Genomic DNA, 23,707 nt, shown 5'->3' on the forward strand with positions numbered 1-23,707 from the left:
GGTCAGTGCTTTTTGAAGAGGTGCAACAGGGCGACGACGATGCCGCCAACGATCAGCCCGACAATGCCGGCGCCCACAGCGTTCACCACCCATTCCACCACCGGAGCGATGGCGGGCAGGCCGTGGGCCGCGCCTTGCGCGACATGGTGGATGGCGCCGGGAACGAGATCCCAATGAAATTCGTGAAGCCCATGGACGATCAGCCCGCCGCCGACCCAGAGCATGGCCGCGGTGCCGACAACGCCCAACATCCGCATCAGCACCGGCATGGCCTTCACCATCGCCCGCCCCAGCACCCGCGCGCCAGCCGAACGCCGTTCCGCCAGATGCAGGCCGATATCGTCCATCTTCACGATGAAGCCGACAACGCCATAGACGCCCGCGGTGATCAGGAAGGCGACGACGATCAGGATGATCGCCTGTTCCCAGATCGGTTCCGCCGCGACGGTGCCGAGGGCGATGGCCATGATTTCGCCCGACAGAATGAAGTCGGTGCGGATCGCGCCGGAAACCTTCTGCTCCTCCAGTTCGCTGGAGCTGTGCGTTTCCAGCGCTTCTTCGACCAGGTCATGACCGCCCTGCACCGCTTCGAGCAGCTTTTCCGCCGCTTCGAAACAGAGAAAGGCACCGCCCAGCATCAGCAGGGGAGGCAGCAACCAGGGCGCGAAGGCGCTCAGCACCAGGGCGGCGGGAAGCAGGAACAGCAGCTTGTTGCGCAGCGAACCCTTGGCGATCTTCCAGATGATGGGGAGTTCGCGGTCCGCCGTCAGGCCCATGACATAGCGCGGCGTTACAGCCGTATCGTCGATCACCACGCCCGCTGCCTTCGACCCGGCCTTGCCCGCGGCAGCGGCGACATCATCCAGCGAACTGGCCGCAAGCTTGGCAATCCCCGCTACGTCATCGAGCAGCGCGATCAGACCCGAAGGCATTGATGTTATTCCCCTGTTGGCCCCGGCGTGGGACCGGCAGCCGCCTCAATAGAGGCGGGGCATGCCTGGCGCAATGGATTGGCAAAGGGTCGGATCGATATAGGCGGACCGAACAGGGCGGCGGCCCCGCGCCTCAATGCAGTCCGCGATAATTGCCCGGCGGGTCGCTGGCAGGGAAGCTTTCATCCACCTGCTCGTCCACCATGTCCCAATCGCGCGCGTCGATATGCTGTTCGTGCGGGCCGGCGTCGCGCACCGGGCCGGAAGAGAAGCCCGTCCCGCGATGGTCATATGCGTTGCGGCCGGCCTGCCATTCCTTCCAACCCCGCCAGGCCACGGTGCCCAGCCCGGTGAGAAATGCCAGTTTCAACAACCCCTTCATTTCGGCTTCTCCTGTGGTTCATGCAGATGGACCCATTCGGCCCGATTGCCGCTGACGATGTCGGGCGTCAGCGGGATGTCGCCCTCCTCATCGGTGCCGCCCGGCGGTTCCGCGGCCGGGGCGGATGCGATCGCCCAGCGCTGCCGCAGTGCCGCATCGATCATCGCCCGCCAGACGTGGTCGTCGCCCGCCTGCGACATGACATCGTCGGGATCCTTGATGATGGCGAGCAGACCAGCGGCGGCCTCCACCTGCTCCTGCCAGTGATCGGGGCCGAGGGCGGGATTGGCGGCCGCCAGATGCCGCGCCAGCCGTTCCAGAAGATTGCGCTGCTCCATGTGCTGATGAACGCCGGCCGAACCGCTCTGTTCCCTTATCGTGACGCCTGTGCAGCGAAGTGAACGTCGCGCCGCATCGATCGTTGACGCCGCATGCAAGGAACAGTTGCAAGGAGAAGGAGAAGATCATGCCCCAGGGTGACAAGAGCAGCTATACCGGCAAGCAGAAGCGCAAGGCGGAGCATATCGAACAGGGTTATGAGGATCGCGGCGTATCCCGCAAGGAAGCGGAACGGCGCGCCTGGGCCACCGTCAACAAGGAATCGGGCGGCGGCAACAAATCCGGATCCGGCCGGGAGAAGCCCGACAGCCATGTCTCTTCGCGCAAGGGCGGGAAGAAGGGCGGCGCGGCATCGGCGCGGCGACCGGCGGCCGATCGCTCCGCAGCCGCCAGAAAGGGTTGGGAAACCCGGCGCAGGAAGGCGCATGGCTGACCTGTCCGGAGGATGGCTGTCCGGCGCGCGGCGGATGAACCCGCCGGCGCCGGTTCAGTCCTGAGACCGATAGTGCGGCAGCGCCAACCCCCTGCGCATCGCAACGGCCCGCAACAGGAAACCAAGGCAGGCGGCGATCAAACCGGCCACGGGAACGTCGAGCCCCAGCCAGCGCAGGAAGACGAACAGCCCCGATGCAAGCGCCGCGGCCGTCACATAAAGTTCCGGACGCAGCACTATGGACGGCTCCCCCGCCAGCAGGTCGCGCATGATGCCGCCGACGCAGCCGGTAACGACGCCCATCATCGCCGCCACCAGCGGCGGCACGCCATAGCTCATCGCCTTGGCCGCGCCATAGACGGCGAAGGCGGCGAGCCCCACCGCGTCCAGCCAGTCGAGCGCGCTGTCGCTCCACCAGCGGCGCGGCGTGCACCAGACGAGCAGCGCGGCCAACATGCATGCGATCGCGGGCACGGCGTCGCGGACCCAGAAGACCGGCGCGCCGATCAACAGGTCGCGAACCGTTCCGCCCCCTACCCCCGTCACCAGTGCGAAGAAGGCGAAGGTGACCAGCGTCTGCCGCAGGCGCGCCGCCGCCAGCGCGCCGGATGCCGCGAAGACGAAAGTGCCGACGATGCTGAGCGTCTCAAGTACCGGGCCGATCTGCGGCAGCAGCGTCTGGTTCATGGGGCGGCGCTGGGCGTTATTTCGCGAGTTCGGCCTCTACCGCCGCCACCAGATCCGCATCATCGGGCGCGGTCGTGGGTGCGAAGCGGGCCGCCACGCTGCCGTCCTTCGCGATCAGGAATTTCTCGAAATTCCAGAGCACTTCAGGTTCGGGATTGGGCGTGATGCCATAGCCGACCAGCTTTTCGCGAAACTGGGCGCCTTCCCCCCGCGCCGCGGGCTGCGCGCCGGTCAGCGCCGCGTAGAGCGGGTGCTTTTCCGGTCCGGTGACGACGATCTTTTCGAACATCGGGAAATCGACGCCGAAATTGGTGGTGCAGAAGGTCGCGATCTCTTCGTTGCTGCCCGGTTCCTGGGCGCCGAAATCATTGGCGGGGAATCCAGCGACGACCAGCCCCTTGTCCTTATAGTCGCGATAAAGCTGTTCCAGCCCTTCATATTGCGGGGTCAGGCCGCATTTGGAGGCGACGTTGACCACCAGAACCACCTTCCCCGCATAGTCGGCCAGGCTGGCGTCGGCGCCCTTGATGGTCTTGAGCGGAATCTGCTGGATATCTGTCATGTCATATTCTCCTTCGGACCGGATGGCTTGCCCCCATCATATGGCCGCGCCGAAAAGCTTGCCTACCCCGGATGTCGCAAGCATCGCGAAAACACCCCAGAAGACGACGCGCGCCACTGCCCGCGCTATTCCGCCGCCGCCCAGGCGCGCGCCGACATAGCCCAGCACCGCCAGGCACAGCAGCGATACGAGGGCGACAGCGGCGATCGCGTGCCCCGGACTGGCGACGGCGGCCAGCACGGGGGCGATCGCGCCGACGGAGAAAGTCGCGGCAGAGGTCAGCGCCGCCTGAACCGGGCGCGCTGTGCTGATGTCGGAAATGCCCAGTTCGTCCCGCGCATGGGCGGCGAGCGCGTCGACATTCATCAACTGCGTCGCCACCTGGCCCGCAAGCTCCGCAGTCAGGCCGCGATCGACATAGATGTCGCGCAATTCCTGCCATTCCACATGGGGCTGCTGGGCCAGCGCCTTCTTCTCCTTGGCCAGGTCGGCGCGCTCCGTATCGGACTGGGCGCTGACGGACACATATTCGCCCGCCGCCATCGACATGGCGCCCGCAACCAGCGCGGCAATGCCCGACAGAAGGATGGTGTCCCGCGCCGCCCCCGACGCCGCGATGCCGGTGAGCAGGCTGGCGGTGGAGACGATGCCGTCATTGGCCCCCAGAACGGCAGCGCGCAGCCAGCCGACGCGATTGACATAATGGACCGCATGATGGCCGTCGATCACATCCTCGTCCTGCATCGTCGCGGATTGTTCCATGCGCCTTTCCCCTCTGGCTGCCCTTGGCTAACAGATGAGGCGATCGGCGCAAGGGCTTCCTGGAAATCGCTTCAGGCGCCCAGCCCTTCAGCCTTTTCCGCCAGTTCCAACCAGCGTTCCTCCGCCGCTTCCTTTTCGGCGCGGGCCTTTTCGATCGCCCTGGTGAGCAGGTCGAACCTGCCGGGGTCGCGGCCGTAGAGATTGGGATCGGCCAGCGCGTCCTCGTCCCGCGCAATGGCCGCCTCTATCTCCTCGATCCGCTTTGGCAGCAGGTCCAAGTCGCGCTGGTCCTTGTAGCTGAGCTTGGTCGATGCGCTTTTCGGCGGGGGCGGCGCGGCACTCTTTTTCTCCGTCCTCGGCGCGTTCTTCGGCTGGCGCTTGGCGACCCAGTCCGCATAGCCGCCGACGATCACGTCGATGGTGCCGGAACCATCCAGCCCGAGCGTGACCGTCACGGTGCGGTCGAGAAAGTCGCGATCGTGGCTGACAATCAGCACGGTGCCTTCATAATCGGCAATGACCTCCTGAAGCAGGTCGAGCGTCTCGAGGTCGAGGTCGTTGGTCGGCTCGTCCAGCACAAGCAGGTTCGATTCGCGGGCGAATTCGCGCGCGAACAGCAGGCGCGAGCGTTCGCCGCCCGACAAGGTGCCGACCCGCGCCTCCGCCAGGGAGGGGTCGAAGAGGAATTCCTTGAGATAGCCGTGGACATGCTTGCGCGTGCCGCGCACGTCGATCCAGTCGCCGCCTTCGGCCAGGACGTCGCGGACCCGCCGGTCGGGCTGCATCAGGCTGCGCTGCTGGTCGATGAAGATCATGTCGAGCGACCTGGCCTGGCGAATCTCGCCGCTGTCGGGTGCGAGTTCGCCGGTCAGCAGTTTCAGGAGCGTGGTCTTGCCCGCGCCGTTGCCGCCAACGATGCCGATGCGGTCGCCGCGCTGGATGCGCAGCGAGAAGTCCTTGATGACTGTGCGATCCCCGAATTGCTTGGTGACATGTTCGGCGGTGACGACGCTTTTCGTCTTGTTGTCGTCGCTGGCGACGGCAATTTTCGCGACGCCCTGCGGACCCACCATGGCGGCGCGCTGGGCGCGCATTTCCCATAATTTGGCGAGGCGGCCCTGGTTGCGCTTGCGCCGGGCGGTGACGCCGCGTTCCAGCCAGTGCGCCTCGATCTTCAGCTTGGCGTCCAGCTTTTCGGCGGCGCGGGCTTCCTCGGCATAGACGGCCTCCATCCACTCATCGAAACCGCCGAAGCCGATTTCATTGCGGCGGATGCCGCCCCTGTCGAGCCAGAGCGTCTGGCGCGTCAGGCGGGTGAGGAAGGCGCGGTCATGGCTGATGACGATGAAGGCGCCGTTATAGCGGCCGAGCCACCCTTCCAGCCAGTCGATCGCGTCGATGTCGAGATGGTTGGTCGGTTCGTCGAGCAGCAGCAGATCCGGCTCGCTCGCCAGGGCGCGGGCAATGGCGGCGCGGCGGCGTTCGCCCCCCGATGCGGTGGCGGCTTCACGGTTGAGATCGGTGCCGAGCTGGCTGGCGATGGCGTCGACCTCATGGGCGGGCGGGGCGAACTGGCCGGCCAGCGCGAAGTCCCGCAGCGTGGCGAAGCCGGAAACATCCGGATCCTGCTCCAGCATGATGACGCGGGCGCCGGGCCGGAAGGATCGGGTGCCCTCGTCCGGTTCGATCTGACCGGCGATCAGCTTGAGCAGCGTGGTCTTTCCCGCCCCGTTGCGGCCGATCAGCGCCAGCCGGTCCCGTTCCCCGACGAAAATGTCGAGATTGCGGAAAAGCCAATGGGTGCCCTGTGAGAGGCCAAGATTTTCGAAGGAGAGAATGGGAGCCGCCATGGCCGTGCAGCTAGGCGTTCTGGAAAGCTGGGGCAAGAGGGGGAACCGGAAGCTGTCTGACGGCTTTCAGCGCATGTCAGCGTCCATTCATCGCAGCCGTCACAATGTCGCTGCATCGCTTTTTGAGGAGAAAGCCCTGTGAAATCCATGTTCGCCCTGATGGCCTCTGCTGTCGTTGCCGCCGCTGCCCTGCCCGTCGCGGCCGCTGCGCAGACCAGCGTGACCATTGCAGAAACCGCGCCGGTGGTGACGTTGAACGTCACCGAAACCGTGGAGGCGGCGCCCGACATGGCGACGGTGGGCACCGGGGTCCAGACCCGCGCCCAGACCGCGGCGCAGGCGATGCGCGACAATGCGGCGCAGATGGACAAGCTGATCGCGGCGCTGGTGAAGGCGGGCATTCCGAAGAAGGATATCCAGACCAGCGGGATCAATCTGAGCGCCCAATATGACTATAGCAACCGCGACGGCCAGGCTTCCGCGCCGCGCTTCATCGGATATGAGGCGTCGAACCAGCTATCGGTGAAACTGCGCGACATCCGGAAGGTGGGCGGGCTGCTCGATACCATGGTCGATGCGGGCGCGACCAATGTGAGCGGGCCCAGCTTCTCGATCAGCGATCCGGCGCCGATGCTGGCGCAGGCACGCTCGGCCGCACTCAAGACCGCCAGGGCGCAGGCGGATTTCTACGCGCAGGCGGCCGGATACCGCTCGGCACGGCTGGTTTCGCTGACGGAGAGCAACAGCGGCGGGCAGCCGCCCGTGCCGATGATGGCGGCGGCGCGGTTCAAGGCGGATTCAGCGCCTGCCACGCCCGTGGAACCGGGACAGGTCGGGTCATCGGTGACGCTGACCGTGCAATATGCACTGGAGAAATAAGCGCCGGATAGCCTCATCGCCGAAGATCATCCTGGAAGATCATCGCTGATGTAGCGCCCGCCCCCTGCCCCCTCCCACCCTGCGGGAGGGGGCATATACCGGAACCCGACCCCCCTCATCGTCATTCACCACCTGTTCAATGGCTGCCCGCTATGCCAAGGTCATGGAAATGAAGCGGTTAAGACTGATAGCAGCCATGGGGGTCATGGCGGCGCTTTTCGCCGCCAATCCGCCTGCCCAGGCCAGCAGCCAGCGCGACGAGCAGGATGCCGCGCGCCGCGCGATGCTGGACGGGCAGGTCATGCCGTTTTCCGTCATCAAGCGCCGGGTGGATGCCGCCATGGGCGGCGCCACCTATCTGGGCAGCGAATTCAACCCGTCCACCAATCGATACCGCCTCAAATATGTGAAGGACGGCAAGGTGGTATGGGTTGATGCGGACGGTCGCACGGGCGATATAATCGGCTGGGCGCGCTGACAGGCGCGTGCCGCCTTGTCCTTTGGACATAACAACAGAAACGGGGCCATATGCGTCTGCTGATCGTCGAAGATGAACCTAGCCTGGGGCAACAGCTCCGGAACACGCTGGAGGGCGCGGGCTATGCCGTGGATCTGGCCGACGATGGCGAGGACGGGCATTTCCTGGGCGCGACCGAAAGCTATGATGCGGTCGTCCTGGACCTGGGCCTGCCCACCATCGACGGCCTTACCGTGCTGGACCGCTGGCGCAAGGAAGGGCGCAGCTTTCCGGTACTGGTGCTGACGGCACGGGACAGCTGGTCCGACAAGGTGGCCGGACTGGACGCAGGCGCCGACGATTATCTGGCCAAGCCGTTCCAGAGCGAGGAACTGATCGCCCGGCTGCGCGCGCTGATCCGTCGCGCATCGGGCAATGCGTCGAGCGAGCTGACGGCGGGCGACGTGCGGCTGGACACGCGATCGGGCAAGGTGACGCTGAAGGGCGAGCCGGTGAAGCTCACCGCGCAGGAATATAAGCTGCTGTCCTACCTCCTCCACCACAAGGGCAAGGTCGTGAGCCGCACCGAACTGATCGAGCATATCTACGACCAGGATTTCGACCGCGATTCCAACACGATCGAGGTATTCGTGACCCGCATCCGCAAGAAGCTGGGCGCGGATGTCATCACGACCATCCGGGGCCTGGGCTACAGCCTGGACGAGCCGGGGCGATAAACCCCCTCCTTCCGTTCGGCTGAGCTTGTCGAAGCCTGGTTCTTCAAGGAAAATGAAGCCCTTCGACAAGCGCAGGGCGAACGGAAACGAAGGTTTCGGCTTTTTTTGACCGATCCCCCCTCCCCTCCGCAGGTCCGTTCCACCGGATCGCTCAGCCGCCGCATGATCGGCATCGCGGCGCTGTGGATCAGCCTGCTGCTGCTGGGCGGCGGGCTGGCGCTCGACCGCGTGCTGTCCGATGCGATCACGCGCAATTTCGACGACGGGATGAACTATGTCCTGACCGCCATGATCGCATCGGCGGAGATCGGGCCGGACGGCGAGGTGCTGTTCAACCGCGAGCCCGCCGATCAGCGTTTCCTGGAGCCCAATAGCGGCATTTACTACCAGATCAGCGGCAAGGGGCATGAGGACTGGCGGTCGCGTTCGCTGTGGGACCGGGCGCTGAAGGTCAATCCGGAGCATCATGACGACGCGCCGCATATCTATGACAGCAACCAGTTTCCGGGCGAAGACCTGCGCGTCATGGAACGCAGCATCATCCTGCCCGGGTCAAACACGCGATGGATGTTCATGGTGGCGCAGGCGCGCGAGGGGCTGGACGCGCAGATAAAAACGCTGCGTTCGACCTTGTTCGAGAGCTTTGCCCTGCTGGCGCTGGGGCTGATCGTGCTGGCGACGCTGCAGACGATCTACGGGCTGCGCCCGCTGCGCAAGGTTCGCCACGAGATCGTGCGGATGCGCGCGGGTGAGAAGAACCGCGTGACCGAGCCGATGCCCGCCGAGGTGCTGCCGATGGTGGAGGAGCTCAACGCGCTGCTCGCCCATAATGAACGGCAGGCGGAGGAAGCGCGGACCCATGCGGGCAACCTTGCCCATGCGCTGAAGACGCCATTGACCGTAATCATGAACGCGGCGACCGCGCAATCGCCCGACCTGGGCGACACCGTGATCCGGGAAGCGACGACGATGCGCCGCCAGGTCGACCATCATCTGGCGCGGGCGCGAGCGGTCGGGCGGCGCGGCGCGGCGCATAGCCGGGCGGAAGTATGGGCCAGCCTGGACGCGGTAGAACGCGCCGTCCAGCGGCTTTATCCCGAAGTGCGCATCGACATGGACGGCGACAAGGAGGCCGCCGTGCGGGTCGAAAGGCAGGATCTGGACGAAATGCTGGGCAATCTGATCGAGAATGCCGCAAAATATGGCGGTGGCAGCGTGTTTGCGACGGTCGGACGCAAGGGATCCATGGTCGAAATCCTGGTCGAGGATGACGGCAAGGGGATTCCGCAGGAAGATCGCACGCGCATTTTCGACCGGGGCGTCAGGCTGGATTCGGGGAAGCCGGGGACGGGCCTTGGCCTTGCCATCGTGCGGGACGTCGCGGAAATCTATGACGGGTCGGTCGCGCTGGAGGAGAGCGAGGATCTGGGCGGCCTGCTGGTCCGGCTGCGGCTGCCCGCTGCCTGATGCGGCGGCACTTCTACCTTGCCTGCGGTTTCCTGTCCCTGGGGCTGGGCGCGATCGGCGCCTTCCTGCCTCTCCTGCCGACCGTGCCGTTCATGATCCTGGCGGCATTCTGCTTTGCGCGATCCAGCCCGGCGCTGGAGGCCCGATTGCTGGAGCATCGCCATTTTGGCCCGCATATCCGGCGCTGGCGGGAAAAGGGAGCGATCAGCCGGCGGGGCAAGAAGGCGGCATTGGCCGCCTTTGTGTTCAGCACGGTGCTGGCGCTGCTGCTATCGCCCTTTCCCTGGTTTCTGATCCCGCTGGCCGCGGCCCTGATCGGCGGCACATGGATCTGGACCCGCCCCGAGGGCTGAGGCCCTTGATGCTCCCTCAAAAGGGGACGCAGACGGCGTCCGACAGCCCTCAGTTCATGGCCAGGATCATGTTCCGCACCTGAGGATAAACCTGCTTTTCCCATTTGCTGCCGGAAAAGACGCCATAATGGCCGACGCCGGGTTGAAGATGATGGCGTTTCATATGCGGGCGCAGGCCGGTGCAGAGCACATGGGCGGCAGCGGTCTGGCCCACGGCGCAGACATCATCCTTTTCACCCTCGACGGTCAGCAGCGCGGTCTTGTGGATCGCGCCGGGATTGACCTTCCGCCCGCGATAGGTGAGCTCGCCCTTGGCCAGCAATGTCCGCTGGAACACCTTGTCGACCGTTTCCAGATAGAATTCCGCCGTCATGTCGAGCACGGCGAAATATTCCTCGTAAAAGGTCTTGATCTTGTTCGCTTCGACCTGCTTGCCATCGGCCAGCAGTTGGTAAAGTTCCCGATGGGCCGAGCCATGCCGGTCCATGTTCATCGACATGAAGGCCGAAAGCTGAAGGAAACCGGGGTAGACGCGCCGGCCGCGTCCGGCATAGCGCATCGGCACCAGACTGATCAGATTATCCTCGAACCATTCGATCGACTGTTCATTGGCGAGTTCGTTGACCACGGTCGGAGCGGCGCGGGTATCGATCGGCCCGCCCATCAGAGTCATGGACCGCGGCGTCGCCGCATCCTTGTCCTCCGACATGATCGACACCGCCACCATGGCCGGCACGCAGGGCTGGCAGACCGAAACCAGATGCGATCCCGGCCCGATTTCCCGCATGAACATCATTATGTAGTCGACATAGTCGTCGAAGCCGAACCTTCCGGCGCTCAGCGGCACGTCGCGAGCGTTCTTCCAATCGGTGATGTACACGTCATGATCACGCAGAAGCGTCTGCACCGTGTTGCGCAGCAGGGTCGCGAAGTGGCCCGACATGGGCGCGACCATCAGCACCTTGGGCTGGGGCGCCTCCACATCGTCCTTCACGAAATGCAGCAGGTTCCCGAAAGGCAGATCCAGCGCCACCTCTTCCCGCACGGCCACGACGGCATTGCCGCTGTGCACCTGCGTTATGCCATAGGCAGGCCGATGATGGGTCAGCTTCGCACCCTGGAACACGTCCATCAACGCGAACATGCGGCGCGGCATGGCCCAATCCGCCACCGGACCCATCTTGTCCCTGAAGGAAAGTGCGATCTGAGCACCCAAGCGCGCAGGGGCCATCATGTCGTTCCAGGCCTGATAGCCGCTATATAGCATCATCATCTTGCTCAAACGCGTCCTAAGCTCTTCCGGTGCCGATTCGGTCCCATGCAAAAACCGTTATACAGGTTTTCCATATTGCACCGCATCATGATTGATGGGAACATAGGGATGAAGCGGGAGGAATGCCATGGCCGACGCCGAACTGACCATTTCCAGCAAGACTTATTCATCCTGGTCCCTGCGCGGATGGTTGTTGTGCCGCATGGCGGGCCTGAAAGTCGTCGAGAAGACGATCGCGCTCGATGATCCTGAAAACCGGGCGGAATTGCTGCTTTTGTCGCCGTCGGTTCTGGTTCCCCGCCTGACCCATGAGGCGGCGAGCGTCTGGGACACGCTCGCAATTGCGGAATATCTGCATGAACTTTACCCGCATGCCGGGCTTTATCCCGAAGAGCGGATCGCGCGGGCGCATTGCCGATCGGTTTCGGGCGAGATTCACTCCGGCTTCATCAACCTGCGATCGGCGCTGCCGATGAACCTCAAGGTACGGCACGACAAATTTCCGGTCTTTTCAGGGGCCAAGCAGGACATCGAACGGATCGAGGAAATCTGGACCGAATGCCTGAACACCTATGGCGGCCCCTGGCTGTTCGGGGAAAGGGCGAGCGTGGCCGACGCCATGTTCGCGCCGGTGGCGCAGCGCTTCCTGACCTACGCGGTGGCGCTGTCGGCGCAATCGGCGGCCTATTGCAACTGGAGCAACGATTGGGAACTGATGCGCGAATGGATCGACGCCGCCCGCCGGGAGAAGGATGAGGTCGAGGAACTGGAGGTCGAGTTTTAGGACGATTTCCCAGGCGATCAAAGCCGATCGCTGGTCAGGAAATCACGACGTCCGGCTCTCGATCCCGCTCAGCCATTCGGCGATCATTGCGCGACCGGCTGCGACGGCCGCCGGGCCATGGTCGGCATGGTCCTGCCGCAAGGCGATGCCGCATTGCTTCGCTATGTCGAGATCAGCCCAGAAATGGGTGAGCCAATCCTCGAAACGCGGATCTTCGCCCATTTCCGCGTGGAATTGCAGCGCCAGCAGCTTGGATCCGCGGCGAAAGGCCTGATGCGCGTAATTTTCGGTGGAGGCCAGCAGTTCGACGCCGGCCGGCAGGTCGAACGTGTCGCTATGCCAATGCAGAACGGGAACCCCGTCCAGATGGCGCAGCGGCGATTCGGCTCCCGCCCGGTTCAACATGACCGGCGCGAAACCCAGTTCCATCCGCCCGCCGGAATAGACGGACGCGCCGAGCGCCGCGGCGATCATCTGGCTGCCCAGGCACACGCCCAGGGTCGGCAGATCCTGTTCCAGCCGGGCGGCGAGCTTTGCGATCTGGAGCGGAATCCAGGGGTGCAGATCATGTTCGTAAACGCCCATCGGGCCGCCCATCATGATAAGCAGGTCAGGGGTGCAGAGATCGACATCGGCAAAGTCGGCGCTGGCGACGTCGATCCGCTCGATCCGATAGCCGGCAGCTTCGATCGGCTGGAGATAGCCTGCCGCACCCTCTCGCGGCACATGTCGGACAATCAGCGCTGTTTTCATTTCCGCCATGCTGCCAGAGCGGATTTCGATCTGATTGAAGCAGATCGCCGCTCTGGTTTCCTTGTTTTCCGCGATTTCTTGACCAGCGATCGGTTCCGATCGCTTGGAAATCGCTCTAGCCAAAGACGGCATGGCCGGCCACCCCAGCCTTTCTTGGGTTTTTGAAATGAAGGCTATCGGCGGGCGATGCGGATCAATGTGCTGGTCCCGATCGCGAACCAGATGATGTTGACGACCGTCGACGGGATGGCGCCGTGCCACCAGGTGTTGATGACGAACAGCCCGGAACCCAGCGTGTTCATCCCCTGGAAGAGGGTGGACCTGCCCGAGGCATGGCCGCTCGATACGAGCAGATAGGCGCCCAGGATCAACAGCGCACCCGCCCAGCCGGCGATTTCAATCAGGATCGGCAATCCATCCCCCATGGATAATGATGGTCTGGCTCGGTCGCTTGGAAACCGCTCCAGGCCCCTCTCCCAAGGAAAGAGGCTCCCCCCTTGCGGAGAGAGCCTCTTTTCCTTCAGTCATGCGTGCGCCGGTCAGGCGGCCAGCTTGCGCAGCACATATTGCAGGATGCCGCCGTTCAGGAAATAATCCAGTTCGTTGACGGTATCGATGCGGCACAGCGCGGTGAAGGTGAAGGTGGAACCGTCGGCGCGCTTCACGATCACTTCCACATCCTGGCGCGGCTTCAGGCCGGCGACATTCTGGATGGTGAAGGTTTCGTCGCCGGTCAGGCCGAACGTGTCCTTGTTCTGACCGTCCTTGAACTGGAGCGGCAGGACGCCCATGCCGACCAGGTTCGAACGGTGGATGCGCTCGAAGCTTTCCACGATGACCGCGCGCACGCCCAGCAGGTTGGTGCCCTTCGCCGCCCAGTCGCGCGACGACCCGGTGCCATATTCCTTGCCGCCGATGACGACCAGCGGAGTGCCGTCGGCCTTGTGCTTCATCGCCGCGTCGTAGATCGGCATGACTTCGCCTTCATAACGGGTCATGCCGCCCTCGACGCCGTCCAGCATCAGGTTCTTGATGCGGATATTGGCGAAGGTGCCGCGCATCATGACTTCGTGATGGCCGCGGCGGGCGCCGTAGCTGTTGAAGTCGGCCTGCGCCACCTGACGCTCCTGCAGCCACTTGCCCGCGGGGCTGGTCGCCTTGATCGAGCCGGCCGGCGAAATATGATCGGTGGTGATCGAGTCCCCGAAAATGGCCAGCGGCTTGGCCTCGACAATGTCGGTGACCGGCTTCGGGGTCATGGTCAGACCCTCGAAATAGGGCGGGTTGGCGACATAGGTCGAACCAGCGCGCCAGCTATAGGTAGCCGAACCCGTGACGTTGATCGCCTGCCAGTGGGCGTCGCCCTTGTACACATTGGCGTAGCGCGCCTGGAACATCTGGCGGTCCATGCAGCCCGCCATGGTCGAGGCGACTTCGTCATTGGTCGGCCAGATGTCCTTCAGGAACACCTGCTGGCCGTCCTTGCCCGTGCCGATCGGCGTGGTGATGAAGTCTTCGACCACCGTACCCTTCAGCGCATAGGCGACGACCAGCGGCGGCGAGGCCAGGAAGTTGGCGCGCACGTCGGGAGACACGCGGCCTTCGAAATTGCGGTTACCGGAGATGACGGCGGCGGCGACCAGGCCGTTTTCGTTGATCGCCTTGCTGATCGGCTCGGCCAGCGGACCGGAGTTGCCGATGCAGGTGGTGCAGCCATAGCCGACCAGGTTGAAGCCTATGGCGTCGAGATGCGACTGAAGCCCGGCCTTTTCCAGATAGTCGGTAACCACCTGCGATCCCGGCGCCAGCGAGGTCTTTACCCAGGGCTTGGGCTTCAGGCCCAGTTCGTTCGCCTTCTTGGCAACGAGGCCGGCCGCGACGAGGACGCCGGGGTTCGAGGTGTTGGTGCAGCTGGTGATCGCGGCGATGGTGACGTCGCCGTCGCCAATGTCGAAATCCTTGCCTTCCACCGGAACGCGAGCCTGGGCCTTCTTGTACACCTTTTCCATGTCGGCGTTGAAGACATCGTCCACGTCCGGCAGCGCAACGCGATCCTGCGGGCGCTTCGGCCCTGCAAGGCTGGGAACGACGGTCGAGAGGTCCAGCTCCAGCGTGTCGGTGAAAACCGGTTCGACCGCCGGATCGATCCAGAAGCCCTGCTCCTTCGCATAGGCTTCGACCAGCGCGATATTCTCTTCGGTGCGACCGGTGAGACGCATATAGTCCAGCGTCTTGTCGTCAATGCCGAAGAAGCCGCAGGTCGCGCCATATTCCGGCGCCATATTGGCCAGCGTCGCGCGATCGGCGAGCGACAGGGTGGCAAGGCCGGGGCCGAAATATTCGACGAAGCGGCCGACCACGCCACGGGCACGCAGCATCTGGGTGCAGGTGAGGACGAGGTCCGTGGCGGTGACGCCTTCCTTCAATTCACCGGTGAAGCGGAAGCCGACCACTTCGGGAATGAGCATGGAGACGGGCTGGCCCAGCATCGCGGCCTCAGCCTCGATACCGCCGACGCCCCAGCCCAGCACGCCCAGGCCGTTGATCATGGTGGTGTGGCTGTCCGTGCCGACGCAGGTGTCGGGATAGGCGACGGTGACGCCGTCAGGGCCTTCGCTCGACCAGACGGCCTGCGCGATATTTTCCAGGTTCACCTGATGGCAGATGCCGGTGCCCGGGGGCACGGCATAGAAATTGGCGAGCGACTTGGAACCCCATTTCAGGAAGTCATAGCGCTCCATATTGCGCTGATATTCGATTTCCACATTCTGCTCGAACGCCTTGGGCGTACCGAATTCGTCGACCATGACCGAGTGGTCGATGACGAGGTGGACCGGCACCTGCGGGTTGATCTTGCTGGCGTCGGCGCCCAGCGCGGTCATCGCATCGCGCATCGCGGCGAGGTCGACGACGCAGGGAACGCCGGTAAAGTCCTGCATCAGCACGCGGGCGGGGCGATACTGAATCTCCCGTTCGGCCTTGCCCTTGTCATTCTGCCAGTCGACGATCGCCTGGATGTCGGCGGTGGTGACGGTGACGCCGTCCTCGAAGCGGAGCAGGTTTTCCAGCAGCACCTTCATCGAGAAGGGCAGGCGCGAGACGTCGCCCAGCTTGGCCGCGGCCTTCTTCAGCGAATAATAGGCAATGTCCTTGCCGCCCACCTTCAAGGTGTCGCGCGTGCCAAGTGTATCCTGTCCGATGGCGGTCATGAGTCGTGCGTCTCCTCGCAGTTGCCGGGCCAGGAGCAGGCAGGATGACGCTATTCCACCAGAAGCTCGCCGGACGGCGAAAATACCGGACGGCAAGGTGGCGGGATGCGCCCCCACTCATGGCCGAAGCGAATATGTCCCGATGCGCGCCGCCATAGCGCCTGCGCGCCTCAAGTCAAATGCGAAGGCGCGAAATGGCACAGGCCGGGCGAATCTTTCTTGTAGACGGCGCGATCAAGCGCGGGATACATTGGGCTGCGGTCGCGTTCTGGTGCAAGGAGCGGGCCTGGCAGAGATGATAAAGGGTCGCTCGCTCTGACGTTCGTCGTTGCATCAATGCTGGTGTGAAGCTCGGGGGCAATTCCGGATTTCATATCGATGCCGAGATATATGTCTGAGGAGGAAGAGACGATGCGCCCAGTTTCCACCCTCGCCACCGGCAGGTCTTTCGACCCGGCCTTAAGGGGTTACATCATTCATTATCATCCGGGGGAAGCCAATCACTGCCCCAGTTGCGGTCGCAGCCAGTGGATGGTCGGACGCCTGATGGCGGAGTGCGCCTATTGCGAAACCGCACTGCCGCTGGAGAATAACCGAGGTGTCGGGGCGTGCGCCCGTTTCGTCAGCACGCATGACGTCATGACGTCGCCCGACCCCCGCGAGTCGTTTACTCCGTAAACGGATGGAGGGCTGCGCGCCGTCAGGCCGCAGCCACTCCCTCCACCTCCACTATGCCGTCGCCGGCATAATAGCCCTGCACCCGCACGCGTTTTTCCACATGGTCGACGGGGACGCGCAGCAGGACAAGGCGGAAGCTGCCGCCCAGATCGCGCTGGAGCAGAAACCCTGCCTCGTCGCGGATCAACCGCCCGGTTTCGTCCACTCCAGCACCGATCTGCGTCATGGGTTATCGATCTATCGCATTCTTGATGCCCTTGCCAGCCATCAGGCCAAGGACAAGGAAGATGACGAACAGCGCGATCGCCAGCACGAACAGGAACTTCGCGATACCCACGAACGTGCCCGCCGCGCCGCCAAAGCCCAATATGGCGAGCACGGCGGCGATCACGAGCGAAATGATGGCCAGACGGATCATGCGGCACTCCTTTCCGTTGAAAGACCTGCCCTTTCCAACGGATGGCGAGACCGCCGGTTCCTGTTGTCGATCAGGGAGCGATCAGAACCAGAATCGCACGCCCATCACGAGGCTGGTGGCCGAAGCCCGCTCTCCATCAGCACGGGCAAAGCGGGCGGTGTCGCCCAGCTTTCGTTCCCAGTTGACGCCGACATAGGGCGCGAATTCGCGGGCGAATTCATAGCGCAGCCGCAGTCCCAGCTCGACATCGGACACGCCCGAGCCGATGCCGAGTTCGGGCACGTCCTGGGCCGCGACGTTGATCTCCGCGGCGGGTTGCAGGATCAGCCGCTGGCTAATGCGCTGGTCATAGCTGCCCTCCAGCCGCAGATGGGCGTCGCCCCTGTTCGACAGGAAGGCCTGGGCCGACACCTCGAACCAATAGGGGGCAAGGCCCTCGATCCCAACCACCGCATAGGTTCGCCGGGGATCGGGGCGGATATCGTGGCGGACGCCTGCTTCCAGGTTGAACCAGGGGTCGATGGCGCGGCTGTAGAGCGCCTGCACTTCCGCGCGTTCCAGCGGACCGCCGAACGCGCCCTCCCCCTCCGTCTTGAAGGCGAAGCGGTTGATGTCGCCGCCGATCCAGCCTTCCCCCTCCCAATGATAGCCGTCCGCGCCCTTGCCCATCCGATATTCCAGCCGGTCGAGCATGATCTGGGAAAAGGCCATGCCGCCGCTTTCCTTCAGCATGGCGGCGCGGGCACGTGCCATTTCGGCGGAGTTGTAAAAGGCATCGGCGGCATGATCAGCCGGGACGGAGGGCACAGTACCGGTGGGAATGTCGCCACCGGACGCGGGCCCGTCATGACCGGCATGGGCGTCCGCAGCCGGCGCCTGATGGGCCGAATGATCCTCCTGCTCCATCGCGCCATGGTCCATCTGCCCATGATCCATCTGACCGTGGTCCTGTGCCCGGGCGGGAAAGGCGGCGGCGGCAAGCAGCAGCGCCGTGGCGGCAAGCAGCGGCTTCATGCTGCTTCCTCCGCATGCCGGACGGTCACGACCCGCATCATCCCTGCGTGCATGTGCATCAACATGTGGCAGTGAAAGGCCCAATCCCCAAGCGCGTCCGCCGTAAGATCGAAACTCACCTTTCCTCCCGGCAGCACATTCACCGTATGCTTGAGCGGATCATGGTCGCCCGCCCCGGTCACCAGCTGGAAGAAATGGCCGTGCAGATGGATCGGGTGCGGCATCATCGTGTCGTTGATGAGGTTGACCCGCACCCGTTCCATGTGACGGAAGGGAATGGGGGCTGCCCCGTCGGACAGTTTCACCCCGTCGAAGGACCACATATAGCGTTCCATGTTCGCGGTCAGGTGGATGTCCAGCGTTCGCGTCGGCGGGCGCGTGTCCGCATGGGGCGTCAGCGATTTCAGATCAGCATAGGTCAGCACCCGATGATCGACGCTCTCCAGCCCGGTAGGACGATCGGCGGTCCGGTCCGCAGGCATGGGCGAGAGCGTCGCGACGCCAGGCCCCATCTTCACCTGCGGCGCCACCGATTTGTCGCGCATCTTCATCGAATGGCCGGCCATGCTCTCATTGGCGGGCTGGCTGAGGTCGATGACGCCGCCCTGCCCCATGTCCATTCCCGACATGTCCATGCCCATGTCCTTCATGCCCAGCAGCGGCCGGTCGCGCAGCGGCGGCACATCCGCCGCAAGGCCCATGCGGGGCGCCAGCGTCGCCCGCACCAGGCCCGAACGGTCTATCGCCTCCGCGACAAGGGCATAGGGTTTCGCTTCCGGGGGCTGCACCACCACGTCATAGGTTTCGGCAATGCCGATCTGCAGCTCGTCGGTTTCGACCGGCTGCACATGCTGGCCGTCGCACTGCACGACCGTCATTGGCAGGCCCGGCAGGCGCAGGTTGAAATTGGTCATCGCCGCCGCGTTTATGATGCGAAGCCGCACTCGCTCGCCCGGCGTGAACAGGCCCGTCCAGTTCTCCGCCGTGCCATGGCCGTTCACCAGAAAGCTGTAGGTCGATCCGGTGACGTCGGATATGTCGGTCGGGTCCATGCGCATGGCCCCCCATTCAAGGCGATCCTTGGTGCCCTGGTCCTTTCCGGCGAGCAGTCCCGACAATGTCTGCTTCTGCATGTTGAAATAGCCGCCCGCCTGTTTGAGGCGCTTCAACAGGACATGCGGGTGGATCGGGCTCCAGTCGGACAGGACGATGACATGCTCGCGCGTGAATTCCACCGGGTCGGCCCCGGCCGGATCGATCACGATCGGACCATAGTGACCGACCGCCTCCTGCATGCCGGAATGGCTGTGATACCAATAGGTGCCTGACTGACGGACCGGAAATTCATAGGTGAAGGTCTCGCCGGGGCGAATGCCGGGGAAGCTGACCCCCGGCACTCCGTCCATCTGAAAGGGCACGATCAGGCCGTGCCAGTGGATCGAGGTATCCTCCCGCAGCCGGTTGGTGACCGAGAGCCGGACATTCTGCCCTTCCCGAAGGCGGATGAGGGGAGCAGGCAGCGTGCCGTTGATCAGCACGGCATGGGCCGAACGGCCGCCAACCGAAAAATGCCCCTCCGCCACGGTGAGGGCGATCGTCTCGCCCTGCAACATGCCCGGCGCCGGGGACAGGCCCGCCGTTCCGCTCTGCGCCCAGGCGGGGAAAACCCGGCCCAGGGCGAGCGCGCCACCCAGGCCCGAGAGGCTGCGGACAAGGGTGCGGCGATCGACGTCGGGAAGAGAGAAGGACATGGAAAGCTCTGCAATAAGGGCGGTTTCCCCCTTATACGCGGTCAGCCGCTCCATCCCTCAACCCTTCGGCCAATTTGTTGCGTGCGCGGTAGAGGCGCGTTTCGACCGCCTTCTCGCTGATGCCCAATATCTGCGCGGCCTCAGCCTGGCTCACCCCCTCTATCGCGCGCAGCACCAGCACATCCTTGAGATTGCCTGGGAGAGACGCGATGGCCGCGTGGATATGCGCCAGTTCCGCTTGCGATCCGACCGCCTCCTCGGGCGTCGGCAGGTTGTCCGCGACGGCGGTCGCTTCCTCGATCGGCCGCGCGAAGGTGAAGAAGCGCCGCACCGCCCTGCGCCGCGCCCAATCACGGCATTTGTTGACGGCAATCCGCGCTATCCACAGCCGAAAGGGTCGCGTGCCGTCATAGCGGGCAAGGGCGGTGAAGGCGGAGATGAACGTCTCCTGCGTGATGTCGAGCGCCTCTGTCGCATCACCGACATGCCCCCGCGCCACCCGGAACACAGCTTCCCGATGGCGGCGCATCAATTCGCCATAGGCGCTTTGCTGCCCGGCGAGCGCCAGCGCGGCCAGTTCCGCATCGCTGCATCGGGCCAGCGAAGCGTTCACCGATCCGGCGGAACCGCGGCTGGCCGGGTCAGCGCATTGACGACAGCGGCATCAAACTGGGCCGCCTGATCCGGTCGCAGCACGGCACGCATGGCGAAGATATGCTTCAGCGTTTCCTTCTGCAGCATTCCCATGACATGGTGCGAGCGATCGACGGCTTCCGCCACCTTCGGGCCATAGCCATGTTCGGCCGCGATCGCCTGCGCCAGTCGCGCATTGTCGGCGCGCATCTCCGCCTCCAACGACGCGCGGCGTTGGGCAAAATCGCTCTCCAACGCGTGAATGCGCTGCTCCTGCGCCGGATCGAGCCTGAGCTTTTCGTGGATCAGGGCGTGGACCTCGCTCTCCACGCGCGGTTCCGGTGCTATCCAGACCCTTGCCACCAGCACCGCCGCCAGCGCCGCTGCAAAGGCGACAAGCGCCACCAGCCCGTAGCGGGCGATTCCCTTCATGACCCTAAGCCCATCATGCCCCGCCCCTCATGTGCCGCCCGCGCATGGCTCACTGCCCCAGCAGGCGCGATGGCGCGTAATCCGACATGCCGATGATCGCGGGCCGTGATGCGGCCTGCGCGGGACTGCCCGGCACCAGGCTGCCCGCCCATCCGATGCCGATCGCGACTATCCCGGCCAGGGCGAGGCTGCGGCGCGCCACGGCCCGTTCGCGGCGCCGGGCGACACCGGCCATCACCGCATCCTCCAGCGCTTCCAGACGGGGGTCGGCGGGGATATGCCGCCTGCGGGCGGCCACCTGGCCCAGCAGCTGATCGAGGTCGCTCATCACTTGCACTCCACAGGGCGATTTCCGGCCGGCCGGCCTCATCCGGCAGTGGGGAAAATCTCGATGCACAACAAAATAGTCTCGCCGACAATACGCAGGCCGGGCAAAGACCCCTCATGCAAATTCGCATGCGGCGGCCCGCAATTTAATGAAGGAGGTCGCCGGAACATCAGGCGACCCGTCCTAGAGTTCCCCCCTCGCCCGGCGGATCTCGAACCATTTGCGGACATTCTCATTATGCTCCTGCAGCGTATCCGCGAAGATATGTCCGCCCTTCCCGTCCGCGACGAAGTAGAGCGCCTTCGTCTCCGCCGGGTGCAGGACCGCCAGGATGGACAGGCGTCCGGGATTGGCGATCGGTCCCTTGGGCAGGCCGATCATCGCATATGTATTATAATCGTTGACCGCCGCGATTTCCGACTTTCTGATCCGCCGGCCAAGCGGCTTGCCCCTGGTGATCGGATAGATGATCGTCGGATCGGCCTGCAACATCATGCGCGCCTTCAGCCGATTGCCGTATACACCGGCGACGGTCGGCCGTTCCGCGGGCACCGCCGTTTCCTTCTCGACGATGCTGGCCAGGACAATGGCTTCCTTCGGTGTCCTGGCGGCGGTGTTCGGCGCCCTTTCGGCCCACATTCTGGCAAGGGTCCTGTTCATCGCATCCTGCATCCGCTTCAGAACCACCGCCCGGCTTTCGCCCTTGTCGAAGGCATAGCTGTCAGGCAGCACGCTGCCTTCCGCCGGCACGGATATGTCGCCGGTCAGTTCCTCATTCGCCATCAGCCGTTCGTGCACCAATATGGAGGGCATCCCCTCCGGTATGGTCACGAGCCGGGTCAGCGTCTTGCCGCCGCCCAGGATACGGAAGATGTCGGAGTTGCTGGCACCCTGGGGGATCAGGAATTCCCCGGCCTTGATCGACTTGCCCCGACCGAAGACCTTGGCCCGCGTCAGGAACGCGTCGGCCGAGCGCACCGCGCCCTTCTGTTTCAGGAGAATGGCCGCGTCCGCGATGGTCGCACCTTCGGGCACGACGATGGTGATGTCCTTCGTCGCCGGCCCTGCCTCGGTCCAGCCATAGACAAATCGGAAAGCGATGAAAGCGGCGACGGCCAGGCCGATCAGCACCATGCCAAAGCCAAGCCGCCGCATCCCGGGTGCCTCAGACCGCCTTCATGATGAGCGAGGCATTGGTGCCGCCGAAGCCGAACGAATTGTTCAGCACCGCGCGCACCTTGCGCTCCTTGGCGACATGCGGAACCAGGTCGACGCCCTTGCAGCTTTCGCTCGGCTCGTCGAGGTTCAACGTCGGCGGGACGATCTGGTCACGGAGCGCCAGGATGCAGAAGATGCTCTCCACCGCGCCCGCGCCGCCCAGCAGGTGGCCGATCGCCGATTTGGTCGAACTCATCGACATGGTGCCCAGATGTTCGCCGAACAGCCGCTTCACCGCGCCCAGTTCCAGCTCGTCGCCCAGCGGGGTCGAGGTGCCGTGCGCGTTTACATAGTCGATGTCGGCAAGGCTGAGGCCCGACTTTTTGAGGGCCATTTCCATCGAGCGATAGCCGCCACTGCCTTCGGGATGGGGGGCCGTGACGTGATAGGCGTCGCCCGACAGGCCATAGCCGATCACCTCCGCATAGATTTTCGCGCCGCGCGCCTTGGCCCGCTCATATTCTTCCAGAACGACGACGCCGGCGCCCTCGCCCATGACAAAACCGTCGCGGTTGACGTCATAGGGCCGCGAGGCCTTTTCCGGCGCGTCGTTGAAGGCGGTCGACAGCGCGCGGGCCTGCGCGAAGCCGGCGATGCCGATCGGGCAGATCGCGCTTTCCGCGCCGCCTGCCAGCATCACGTCGGCATCGTCCATCGCGATCATGCGCGCGGCATCGCCAATGGAATGGGCGCCGGTGGAGCAGGCCGTCACGACGGCATGATTGGGGCCCATCAGGCCATATTTGATCGACACCTGCCCAGAGATCAGGTTGATGAGCCGTCCATGGACGAAATGCGGGCTGACCCTGCCCGGTCCCTTGTTCGCCAGCACCAGCGATTCGCTTTCAATGCCCGGCAGGCCTCCAATGCCAGAACCGATGGAGCAGCCGGCGCGCAGCCGCTCCTCCTCGCTCATATTGTCAAGGCCGGCGTCGCGCAGCGCCTGGCTGGCGGCGGAAATGCCGAAGACGATGAACGGGTCGACCTGCCGCTGGATCTTGTGATCGACATCAAGGCCGGCGTCATAGCCATATTCATGATCGGCCGGCTTCACCTCACAGGCGATGCGGCACTTATATTCGCTGGCGTCGAAGCGGGTGATCGTCGCCGCGCCGGATCTGGAAGCGATGATATTCTTCCAGGTCGTTTCCACATCCCCGCCAAGCGGGCTGACCATGCCAAGGCCGGTGACGACAACACGACGCATATGCTTGCTCCGAAAATTCTTCTTTGGCTCAACGCCGTTCATCTAGCCATTCAAGACGGTCTTGTGAACGGGGAGCAGATACGAAAAGGCTCCCCAAGACCCGGTTTTGCCGGACAGGAGGAGCCATTTCCTTTTAAAACGCTGCGCCCGCCCGATGTCGGGCAGGCCG

At 64.3% G+C, this 23,707-nt stretch carries 28 protein-coding genes; 8 read left to right on the forward strand and 20 right to left on the reverse strand.

The features are described from left to right. Positions 1-2 precede the first annotated feature (2 nt). From MRBLMC3_RS05030 to MRBLMC3_RS05040, 3 genes are all read right to left on the reverse strand, one after another. On the reverse strand, positions 3-932 hold the full coding sequence (locus MRBLMC3_RS05030; protein WP_363734529.1) for a DUF808 domain-containing protein: 930 nt from the start codon (positions 930-932) through the stop codon (positions 3-5). A gap of 133 nt (positions 933-1,065) precedes the next feature. Beyond that, a complete protein-coding gene (locus tag MRBLMC3_RS05035) occupies positions 1,066-1,314 on the reverse strand; it encodes a hypothetical protein (RefSeq protein WP_363734528.1) in 249 nt (82 codons plus the stop codon). Beyond that, the gene (locus MRBLMC3_RS05040; protein WP_363826322.1) at positions 1,311-1,652 is read right to left on the reverse strand and encodes a hypothetical protein; all 342 of its coding nucleotides are present in this window, start codon (positions 1,650-1,652) and stop codon (positions 1,311-1,313) included. The genes MRBLMC3_RS05035 and MRBLMC3_RS05040 overlap by 4 nt, the downstream gene beginning before the upstream one ends. A gap of 128 nt (positions 1,653-1,780) precedes the next feature. Here MRBLMC3_RS05040 and MRBLMC3_RS05045 point away from each other — a divergent pair, with 128 nt between their 5' ends. Then, complete coding sequence (locus MRBLMC3_RS05045; protein ID WP_363826325.1) at positions 1,781-2,086, forward strand: plasmid stabilization protein; 306 nt, start codon at positions 1,781-1,783, stop codon at positions 2,084-2,086. 54 nt (positions 2,087-2,140) lie between these two features. Here the strand turns inward: MRBLMC3_RS05045 and MRBLMC3_RS05050 are convergent, their stop codons facing one another. The 4 genes from MRBLMC3_RS05050 to MRBLMC3_RS05065 form a co-directional block, all read right to left on the reverse strand. Next, positions 2,141-2,773 (reverse strand): trimeric intracellular cation channel family protein, encoded by a 633-nt coding sequence (locus tag MRBLMC3_RS05050; RefSeq protein ID WP_363826328.1) that lies wholly within the window; start codon positions 2,771-2,773, stop codon positions 2,141-2,143. Between the two features lie 16 nt (positions 2,774-2,789). Beyond that, on the reverse strand, positions 2,790-3,335 hold the full coding sequence (locus tag MRBLMC3_RS05055) for a glutathione peroxidase (protein ID WP_363734524.1): 546 nt from the start codon (positions 3,333-3,335) through the stop codon (positions 2,790-2,792). A 36-nt stretch (positions 3,336-3,371) separates the two neighbouring features. Continuing rightward, the gene (locus MRBLMC3_RS05060) at positions 3,372-4,097 is read right to left on the reverse strand and encodes a VIT1/CCC1 transporter family protein (protein WP_363734523.1); all 726 of its coding nucleotides are present in this window, start codon (positions 4,095-4,097) and stop codon (positions 3,372-3,374) included. Between the two features lie 71 nt (positions 4,098-4,168). Beyond that, a complete protein-coding gene (locus tag MRBLMC3_RS05065) occupies positions 4,169-5,947 on the reverse strand; it encodes an ABC-F family ATP-binding cassette domain-containing protein (RefSeq protein WP_363826331.1) in 1,779 nt (592 codons plus the stop codon). A 138-nt stretch (positions 5,948-6,085) separates the two neighbouring features. On the opposite strand from MRBLMC3_RS05065, the gene MRBLMC3_RS05070 reads away from it, so the two are divergent. From MRBLMC3_RS05070 to MRBLMC3_RS05090, 5 genes are all read left to right on the forward strand, one after another. Next, on the forward strand, positions 6,086-6,826 hold the full coding sequence (locus MRBLMC3_RS05070; RefSeq protein WP_414714619.1) for an SIMPL domain-containing protein: 741 nt from the start codon (positions 6,086-6,088) through the stop codon (positions 6,824-6,826). Between the two features lie 139 nt (positions 6,827-6,965). Continuing rightward, the gene (locus MRBLMC3_RS05075) at positions 6,966-7,304 is read left to right on the forward strand and encodes a hypothetical protein (RefSeq protein ID WP_414714620.1); all 339 of its coding nucleotides are present in this window, start codon (positions 6,966-6,968) and stop codon (positions 7,302-7,304) included. Positions 7,305-7,354: 50 nt separating this feature from the next. Further along, positions 7,355-8,020, forward strand: a complete 666-nt coding sequence (locus MRBLMC3_RS05080; protein ID WP_044662519.1) for a response regulator transcription factor — start codon at positions 7,355-7,357, stop codon at positions 8,018-8,020. 162 nt (positions 8,021-8,182) lie between these two features. Next, positions 8,183-9,487: a sensor histidine kinase gene (locus tag MRBLMC3_RS05085; protein WP_363826653.1), complete on the forward strand. Its 1,305-nt coding sequence runs from the start codon at positions 8,183-8,185 to the stop codon at positions 9,485-9,487. Further along, positions 9,487-9,840: a YbaN family protein gene (locus MRBLMC3_RS05090; RefSeq protein ID WP_363826334.1), complete on the forward strand. Its 354-nt coding sequence runs from the start codon at positions 9,487-9,489 to the stop codon at positions 9,838-9,840. The genes MRBLMC3_RS05085 and MRBLMC3_RS05090 overlap by 1 nt, the downstream gene beginning before the upstream one ends. 49 nt (positions 9,841-9,889) lie before the next feature. Here the strand turns inward: MRBLMC3_RS05090 and MRBLMC3_RS05095 are convergent, their stop codons facing one another. Then, the gene (locus MRBLMC3_RS05095) at positions 9,890-11,113 is read right to left on the reverse strand and encodes a polyhydroxyalkanoate depolymerase (RefSeq protein WP_363826337.1); all 1,224 of its coding nucleotides are present in this window, start codon (positions 11,111-11,113) and stop codon (positions 9,890-9,892) included. Between the two features lie 127 nt (positions 11,114-11,240). Here MRBLMC3_RS05095 and MRBLMC3_RS05100 point away from each other — a divergent pair, with 127 nt between their 5' ends. Then, positions 11,241-11,897 (forward strand): glutathione S-transferase, encoded by a 657-nt coding sequence (locus MRBLMC3_RS05100; protein WP_363826339.1) that lies wholly within the window; start codon positions 11,241-11,243, stop codon positions 11,895-11,897. 42 nt (positions 11,898-11,939) lie between these two features. On the opposite strand, the gene MRBLMC3_RS05105 is transcribed toward MRBLMC3_RS05100, so the two are convergent. The 3 genes from MRBLMC3_RS05105 to acnA form a co-directional block, all read right to left on the reverse strand. Then, positions 11,940-12,650 carry a glutamine amidotransferase gene (locus MRBLMC3_RS05105; protein ID WP_363734518.1) on the reverse strand — a complete coding sequence of 237 codons (711 nt, stop codon included), beginning with the start codon at positions 12,648-12,650 and terminating at the stop codon, positions 11,940-11,942. 173 nt (positions 12,651-12,823) lie between these two features. Next, positions 12,824-13,063 carry a CBU_0592 family membrane protein gene (locus MRBLMC3_RS05110; protein WP_363734517.1) on the reverse strand — a complete coding sequence of 80 codons (240 nt, stop codon included), beginning with the start codon at positions 13,061-13,063 and terminating at the stop codon, positions 12,824-12,826. A gap of 126 nt (positions 13,064-13,189) precedes the next feature. After that, positions 13,190-15,859, reverse strand: a complete 2,670-nt coding sequence (gene acnA, locus MRBLMC3_RS05115; protein ID WP_363734516.1) for an aconitate hydratase AcnA — start codon at positions 15,857-15,859, stop codon at positions 13,190-13,192. Positions 15,860-16,270: 411 nt separating this feature from the next. On the opposite strand from acnA, the gene MRBLMC3_RS05120 reads away from it, so the two are divergent. Next, positions 16,271-16,537, forward strand: a complete 267-nt coding sequence (locus MRBLMC3_RS05120; protein ID WP_363734515.1) for a hypothetical protein — start codon at positions 16,271-16,273, stop codon at positions 16,535-16,537. Positions 16,538-16,559: 22 nt separating this feature from the next. On the opposite strand, the gene MRBLMC3_RS05125 is transcribed toward MRBLMC3_RS05120, so the two are convergent. The 9 genes from MRBLMC3_RS05125 to fabF all read right to left on the reverse strand — a co-directional run bounded on the left by MRBLMC3_RS05125 (position 16,560) and on the right by fabF (position 23,538). Then, positions 16,560-16,763: a DUF5818 domain-containing protein gene (locus tag MRBLMC3_RS05125; RefSeq protein WP_363754996.1), complete on the reverse strand. Its 204-nt coding sequence runs from the start codon at positions 16,761-16,763 to the stop codon at positions 16,560-16,562. Between the two features lie 3 nt (positions 16,764-16,766). After that, positions 16,767-16,955, reverse strand: coding sequence for a DUF1328 domain-containing protein (locus MRBLMC3_RS05130; protein WP_007688211.1), 189 nt, complete (start codon positions 16,953-16,955; stop codon positions 16,767-16,769). Between the two features lie 81 nt (positions 16,956-17,036). Next, a complete protein-coding gene (locus MRBLMC3_RS05135) occupies positions 17,037-17,969 on the reverse strand; it encodes a copper resistance protein B (RefSeq protein WP_363754998.1) in 933 nt (310 codons plus the stop codon). Beyond that, positions 17,966-19,720: a copper resistance system multicopper oxidase gene (locus tag MRBLMC3_RS05140; protein WP_363826656.1), complete on the reverse strand. Its 1,755-nt coding sequence runs from the start codon at positions 19,718-19,720 to the stop codon at positions 17,966-17,968. Before MRBLMC3_RS05140 ends, MRBLMC3_RS05135 begins: the two co-directional genes overlap by 4 nt. A 31-nt stretch (positions 19,721-19,751) precedes the next feature. Continuing rightward, positions 19,752-20,333, reverse strand: a complete 582-nt coding sequence (locus tag MRBLMC3_RS05145; protein WP_363826342.1) for an RNA polymerase sigma factor — start codon at positions 20,331-20,333, stop codon at positions 19,752-19,754. Further along, positions 20,330-20,785, reverse strand: coding sequence for a periplasmic heavy metal sensor (locus tag MRBLMC3_RS05150; RefSeq protein WP_363826345.1), 456 nt, complete (start codon positions 20,783-20,785; stop codon positions 20,330-20,332). Before MRBLMC3_RS05150 ends, MRBLMC3_RS05145 begins: the two co-directional genes overlap by 4 nt. Before the next feature lie 49 nt (positions 20,786-20,834). Beyond that, the gene (locus MRBLMC3_RS05155) at positions 20,835-21,113 is read right to left on the reverse strand and encodes a hypothetical protein (RefSeq protein WP_363826348.1); all 279 of its coding nucleotides are present in this window, start codon (positions 21,111-21,113) and stop codon (positions 20,835-20,837) included. A gap of 183 nt (positions 21,114-21,296) precedes the next feature. Next, positions 21,297-22,268 carry an endolytic transglycosylase MltG gene (mltG, locus tag MRBLMC3_RS05160; RefSeq protein ID WP_363826351.1) on the reverse strand — a complete coding sequence of 324 codons (972 nt, stop codon included), beginning with the start codon at positions 22,266-22,268 and terminating at the stop codon, positions 21,297-21,299. A 10-nt stretch (positions 22,269-22,278) separates the two neighbouring features. Beyond that, positions 22,279-23,538 (reverse strand): beta-ketoacyl-ACP synthase II, encoded by a 1,260-nt coding sequence (gene fabF / locus MRBLMC3_RS05165; RefSeq protein ID WP_363734509.1) that lies wholly within the window; start codon positions 23,536-23,538, stop codon positions 22,279-22,281. Positions 23,539-23,707: the final 169 nt, after the last annotated feature.

The sequence above is a fragment of the Sphingobium sp. LMC3-1-1.1 genome (assembly GCF_040676285.1).
Taxonomy (GTDB): Bacteria; Pseudomonadota; Alphaproteobacteria; order Sphingomonadales; family Sphingomonadaceae; genus Sphingobium.

Coding starts and splice junctions, on each gene's coding strand:
- MRBLMC3_RS05030 (WP_363734529.1), bottom strand. CDS start 932: ATGCCTTCGGGTCTGATCGCGCTGCTCGATGACGTAGCGGGGATTGCC.
- MRBLMC3_RS05035 (WP_363734528.1), bottom strand. CDS start 1,314: ATGAAGGGGTTGTTGAAACTGGCATTTCTCACCGGGCTGGGCACCGTG.
- MRBLMC3_RS05040 (WP_363826322.1), bottom strand. CDS start 1,652: ATGGAGCAGCGCAATCTTCTGGAACGGCTGGCGCGGCATCTGGCGGCC.
- MRBLMC3_RS05045 (WP_363826325.1), top strand. CDS start 1,781: ATGCCCCAGGGTGACAAGAGCAGCTATACCGGCAAGCAGAAGCGCAAG.
- MRBLMC3_RS05050 (WP_363826328.1), bottom strand. CDS start 2,773: ATGAACCAGACGCTGCTGCCGCAGATCGGCCCGGTACTTGAGACGCTC.
- MRBLMC3_RS05055 (WP_363734524.1), bottom strand. CDS start 3,335: ATGACAGATATCCAGCAGATTCCGCTCAAGACCATCAAGGGCGCCGAC.
- MRBLMC3_RS05060 (WP_363734523.1), bottom strand. CDS start 4,097: ATGGAACAATCCGCGACGATGCAGGACGAGGATGTGATCGACGGCCAT.
- MRBLMC3_RS05065 (WP_363826331.1), bottom strand. CDS start 5,947: ATGGCGGCTCCCATTCTCTCCTTCGAAAATCTTGGCCTCTCACAGGGC.
- MRBLMC3_RS05075 (WP_414714620.1), top strand. CDS start 6,966: ATGGCTGCCCGCTATGCCAAGGTCATGGAAATGAAGCGGTTAAGACTG.
- MRBLMC3_RS05080 (WP_044662519.1), top strand. CDS start 7,355: ATGCGTCTGCTGATCGTCGAAGATGAACCTAGCCTGGGGCAACAGCTC.
- MRBLMC3_RS05085 (WP_363826653.1), top strand. CDS start 8,183: ATGATCGGCATCGCGGCGCTGTGGATCAGCCTGCTGCTGCTGGGCGGC.
- MRBLMC3_RS05090 (WP_363826334.1), top strand. CDS start 9,487: ATGCGGCGGCACTTCTACCTTGCCTGCGGTTTCCTGTCCCTGGGGCTG.
- MRBLMC3_RS05095 (WP_363826337.1), bottom strand. CDS start 11,113: ATGATGATGCTATATAGCGGCTATCAGGCCTGGAACGACATGATGGCC.
- MRBLMC3_RS05100 (WP_363826339.1), top strand. CDS start 11,241: ATGGCCGACGCCGAACTGACCATTTCCAGCAAGACTTATTCATCCTGG.
- MRBLMC3_RS05105 (WP_363734518.1), bottom strand. CDS start 12,650: ATGAAAACAGCGCTGATTGTCCGACATGTGCCGCGAGAGGGTGCGGCA.
- acnA (WP_363734516.1), bottom strand. CDS start 15,859: ATGACCGCCATCGGACAGGATACACTTGGCACGCGCGACACCTTGAAG.
- MRBLMC3_RS05120 (WP_363734515.1), top strand. CDS start 16,271: ATGCGCCCAGTTTCCACCCTCGCCACCGGCAGGTCTTTCGACCCGGCC.
- MRBLMC3_RS05125 (WP_363754996.1), bottom strand. CDS start 16,763: ATGACGCAGATCGGTGCTGGAGTGGACGAAACCGGGCGGTTGATCCGC.
- MRBLMC3_RS05130 (WP_007688211.1), bottom strand. CDS start 16,955: ATGATCCGTCTGGCCATCATTTCGCTCGTGATCGCCGCCGTGCTCGCC.
- MRBLMC3_RS05135 (WP_363754998.1), bottom strand. CDS start 17,969: ATGAAGCCGCTGCTTGCCGCCACGGCGCTGCTGCTTGCCGCCGCCGCC.
- MRBLMC3_RS05140 (WP_363826656.1), bottom strand. CDS start 19,720: ATGTCCTTCTCTCTTCCCGACGTCGATCGCCGCACCCTTGTCCGCAGC.
- MRBLMC3_RS05150 (WP_363826345.1), bottom strand. CDS start 20,785: ATGAAGGGAATCGCCCGCTACGGGCTGGTGGCGCTTGTCGCCTTTGCA.
- MRBLMC3_RS05155 (WP_363826348.1), bottom strand. CDS start 21,113: ATGAGCGACCTCGATCAGCTGCTGGGCCAGGTGGCCGCCCGCAGGCGG.
- mltG (WP_363826351.1), bottom strand. CDS start 22,268: ATGCGGCGGCTTGGCTTTGGCATGGTGCTGATCGGCCTGGCCGTCGCC.
- fabF (WP_363734509.1), bottom strand. CDS start 23,538: ATGCGTCGTGTTGTCGTCACCGGCCTTGGCATGGTCAGCCCGCTTGGC.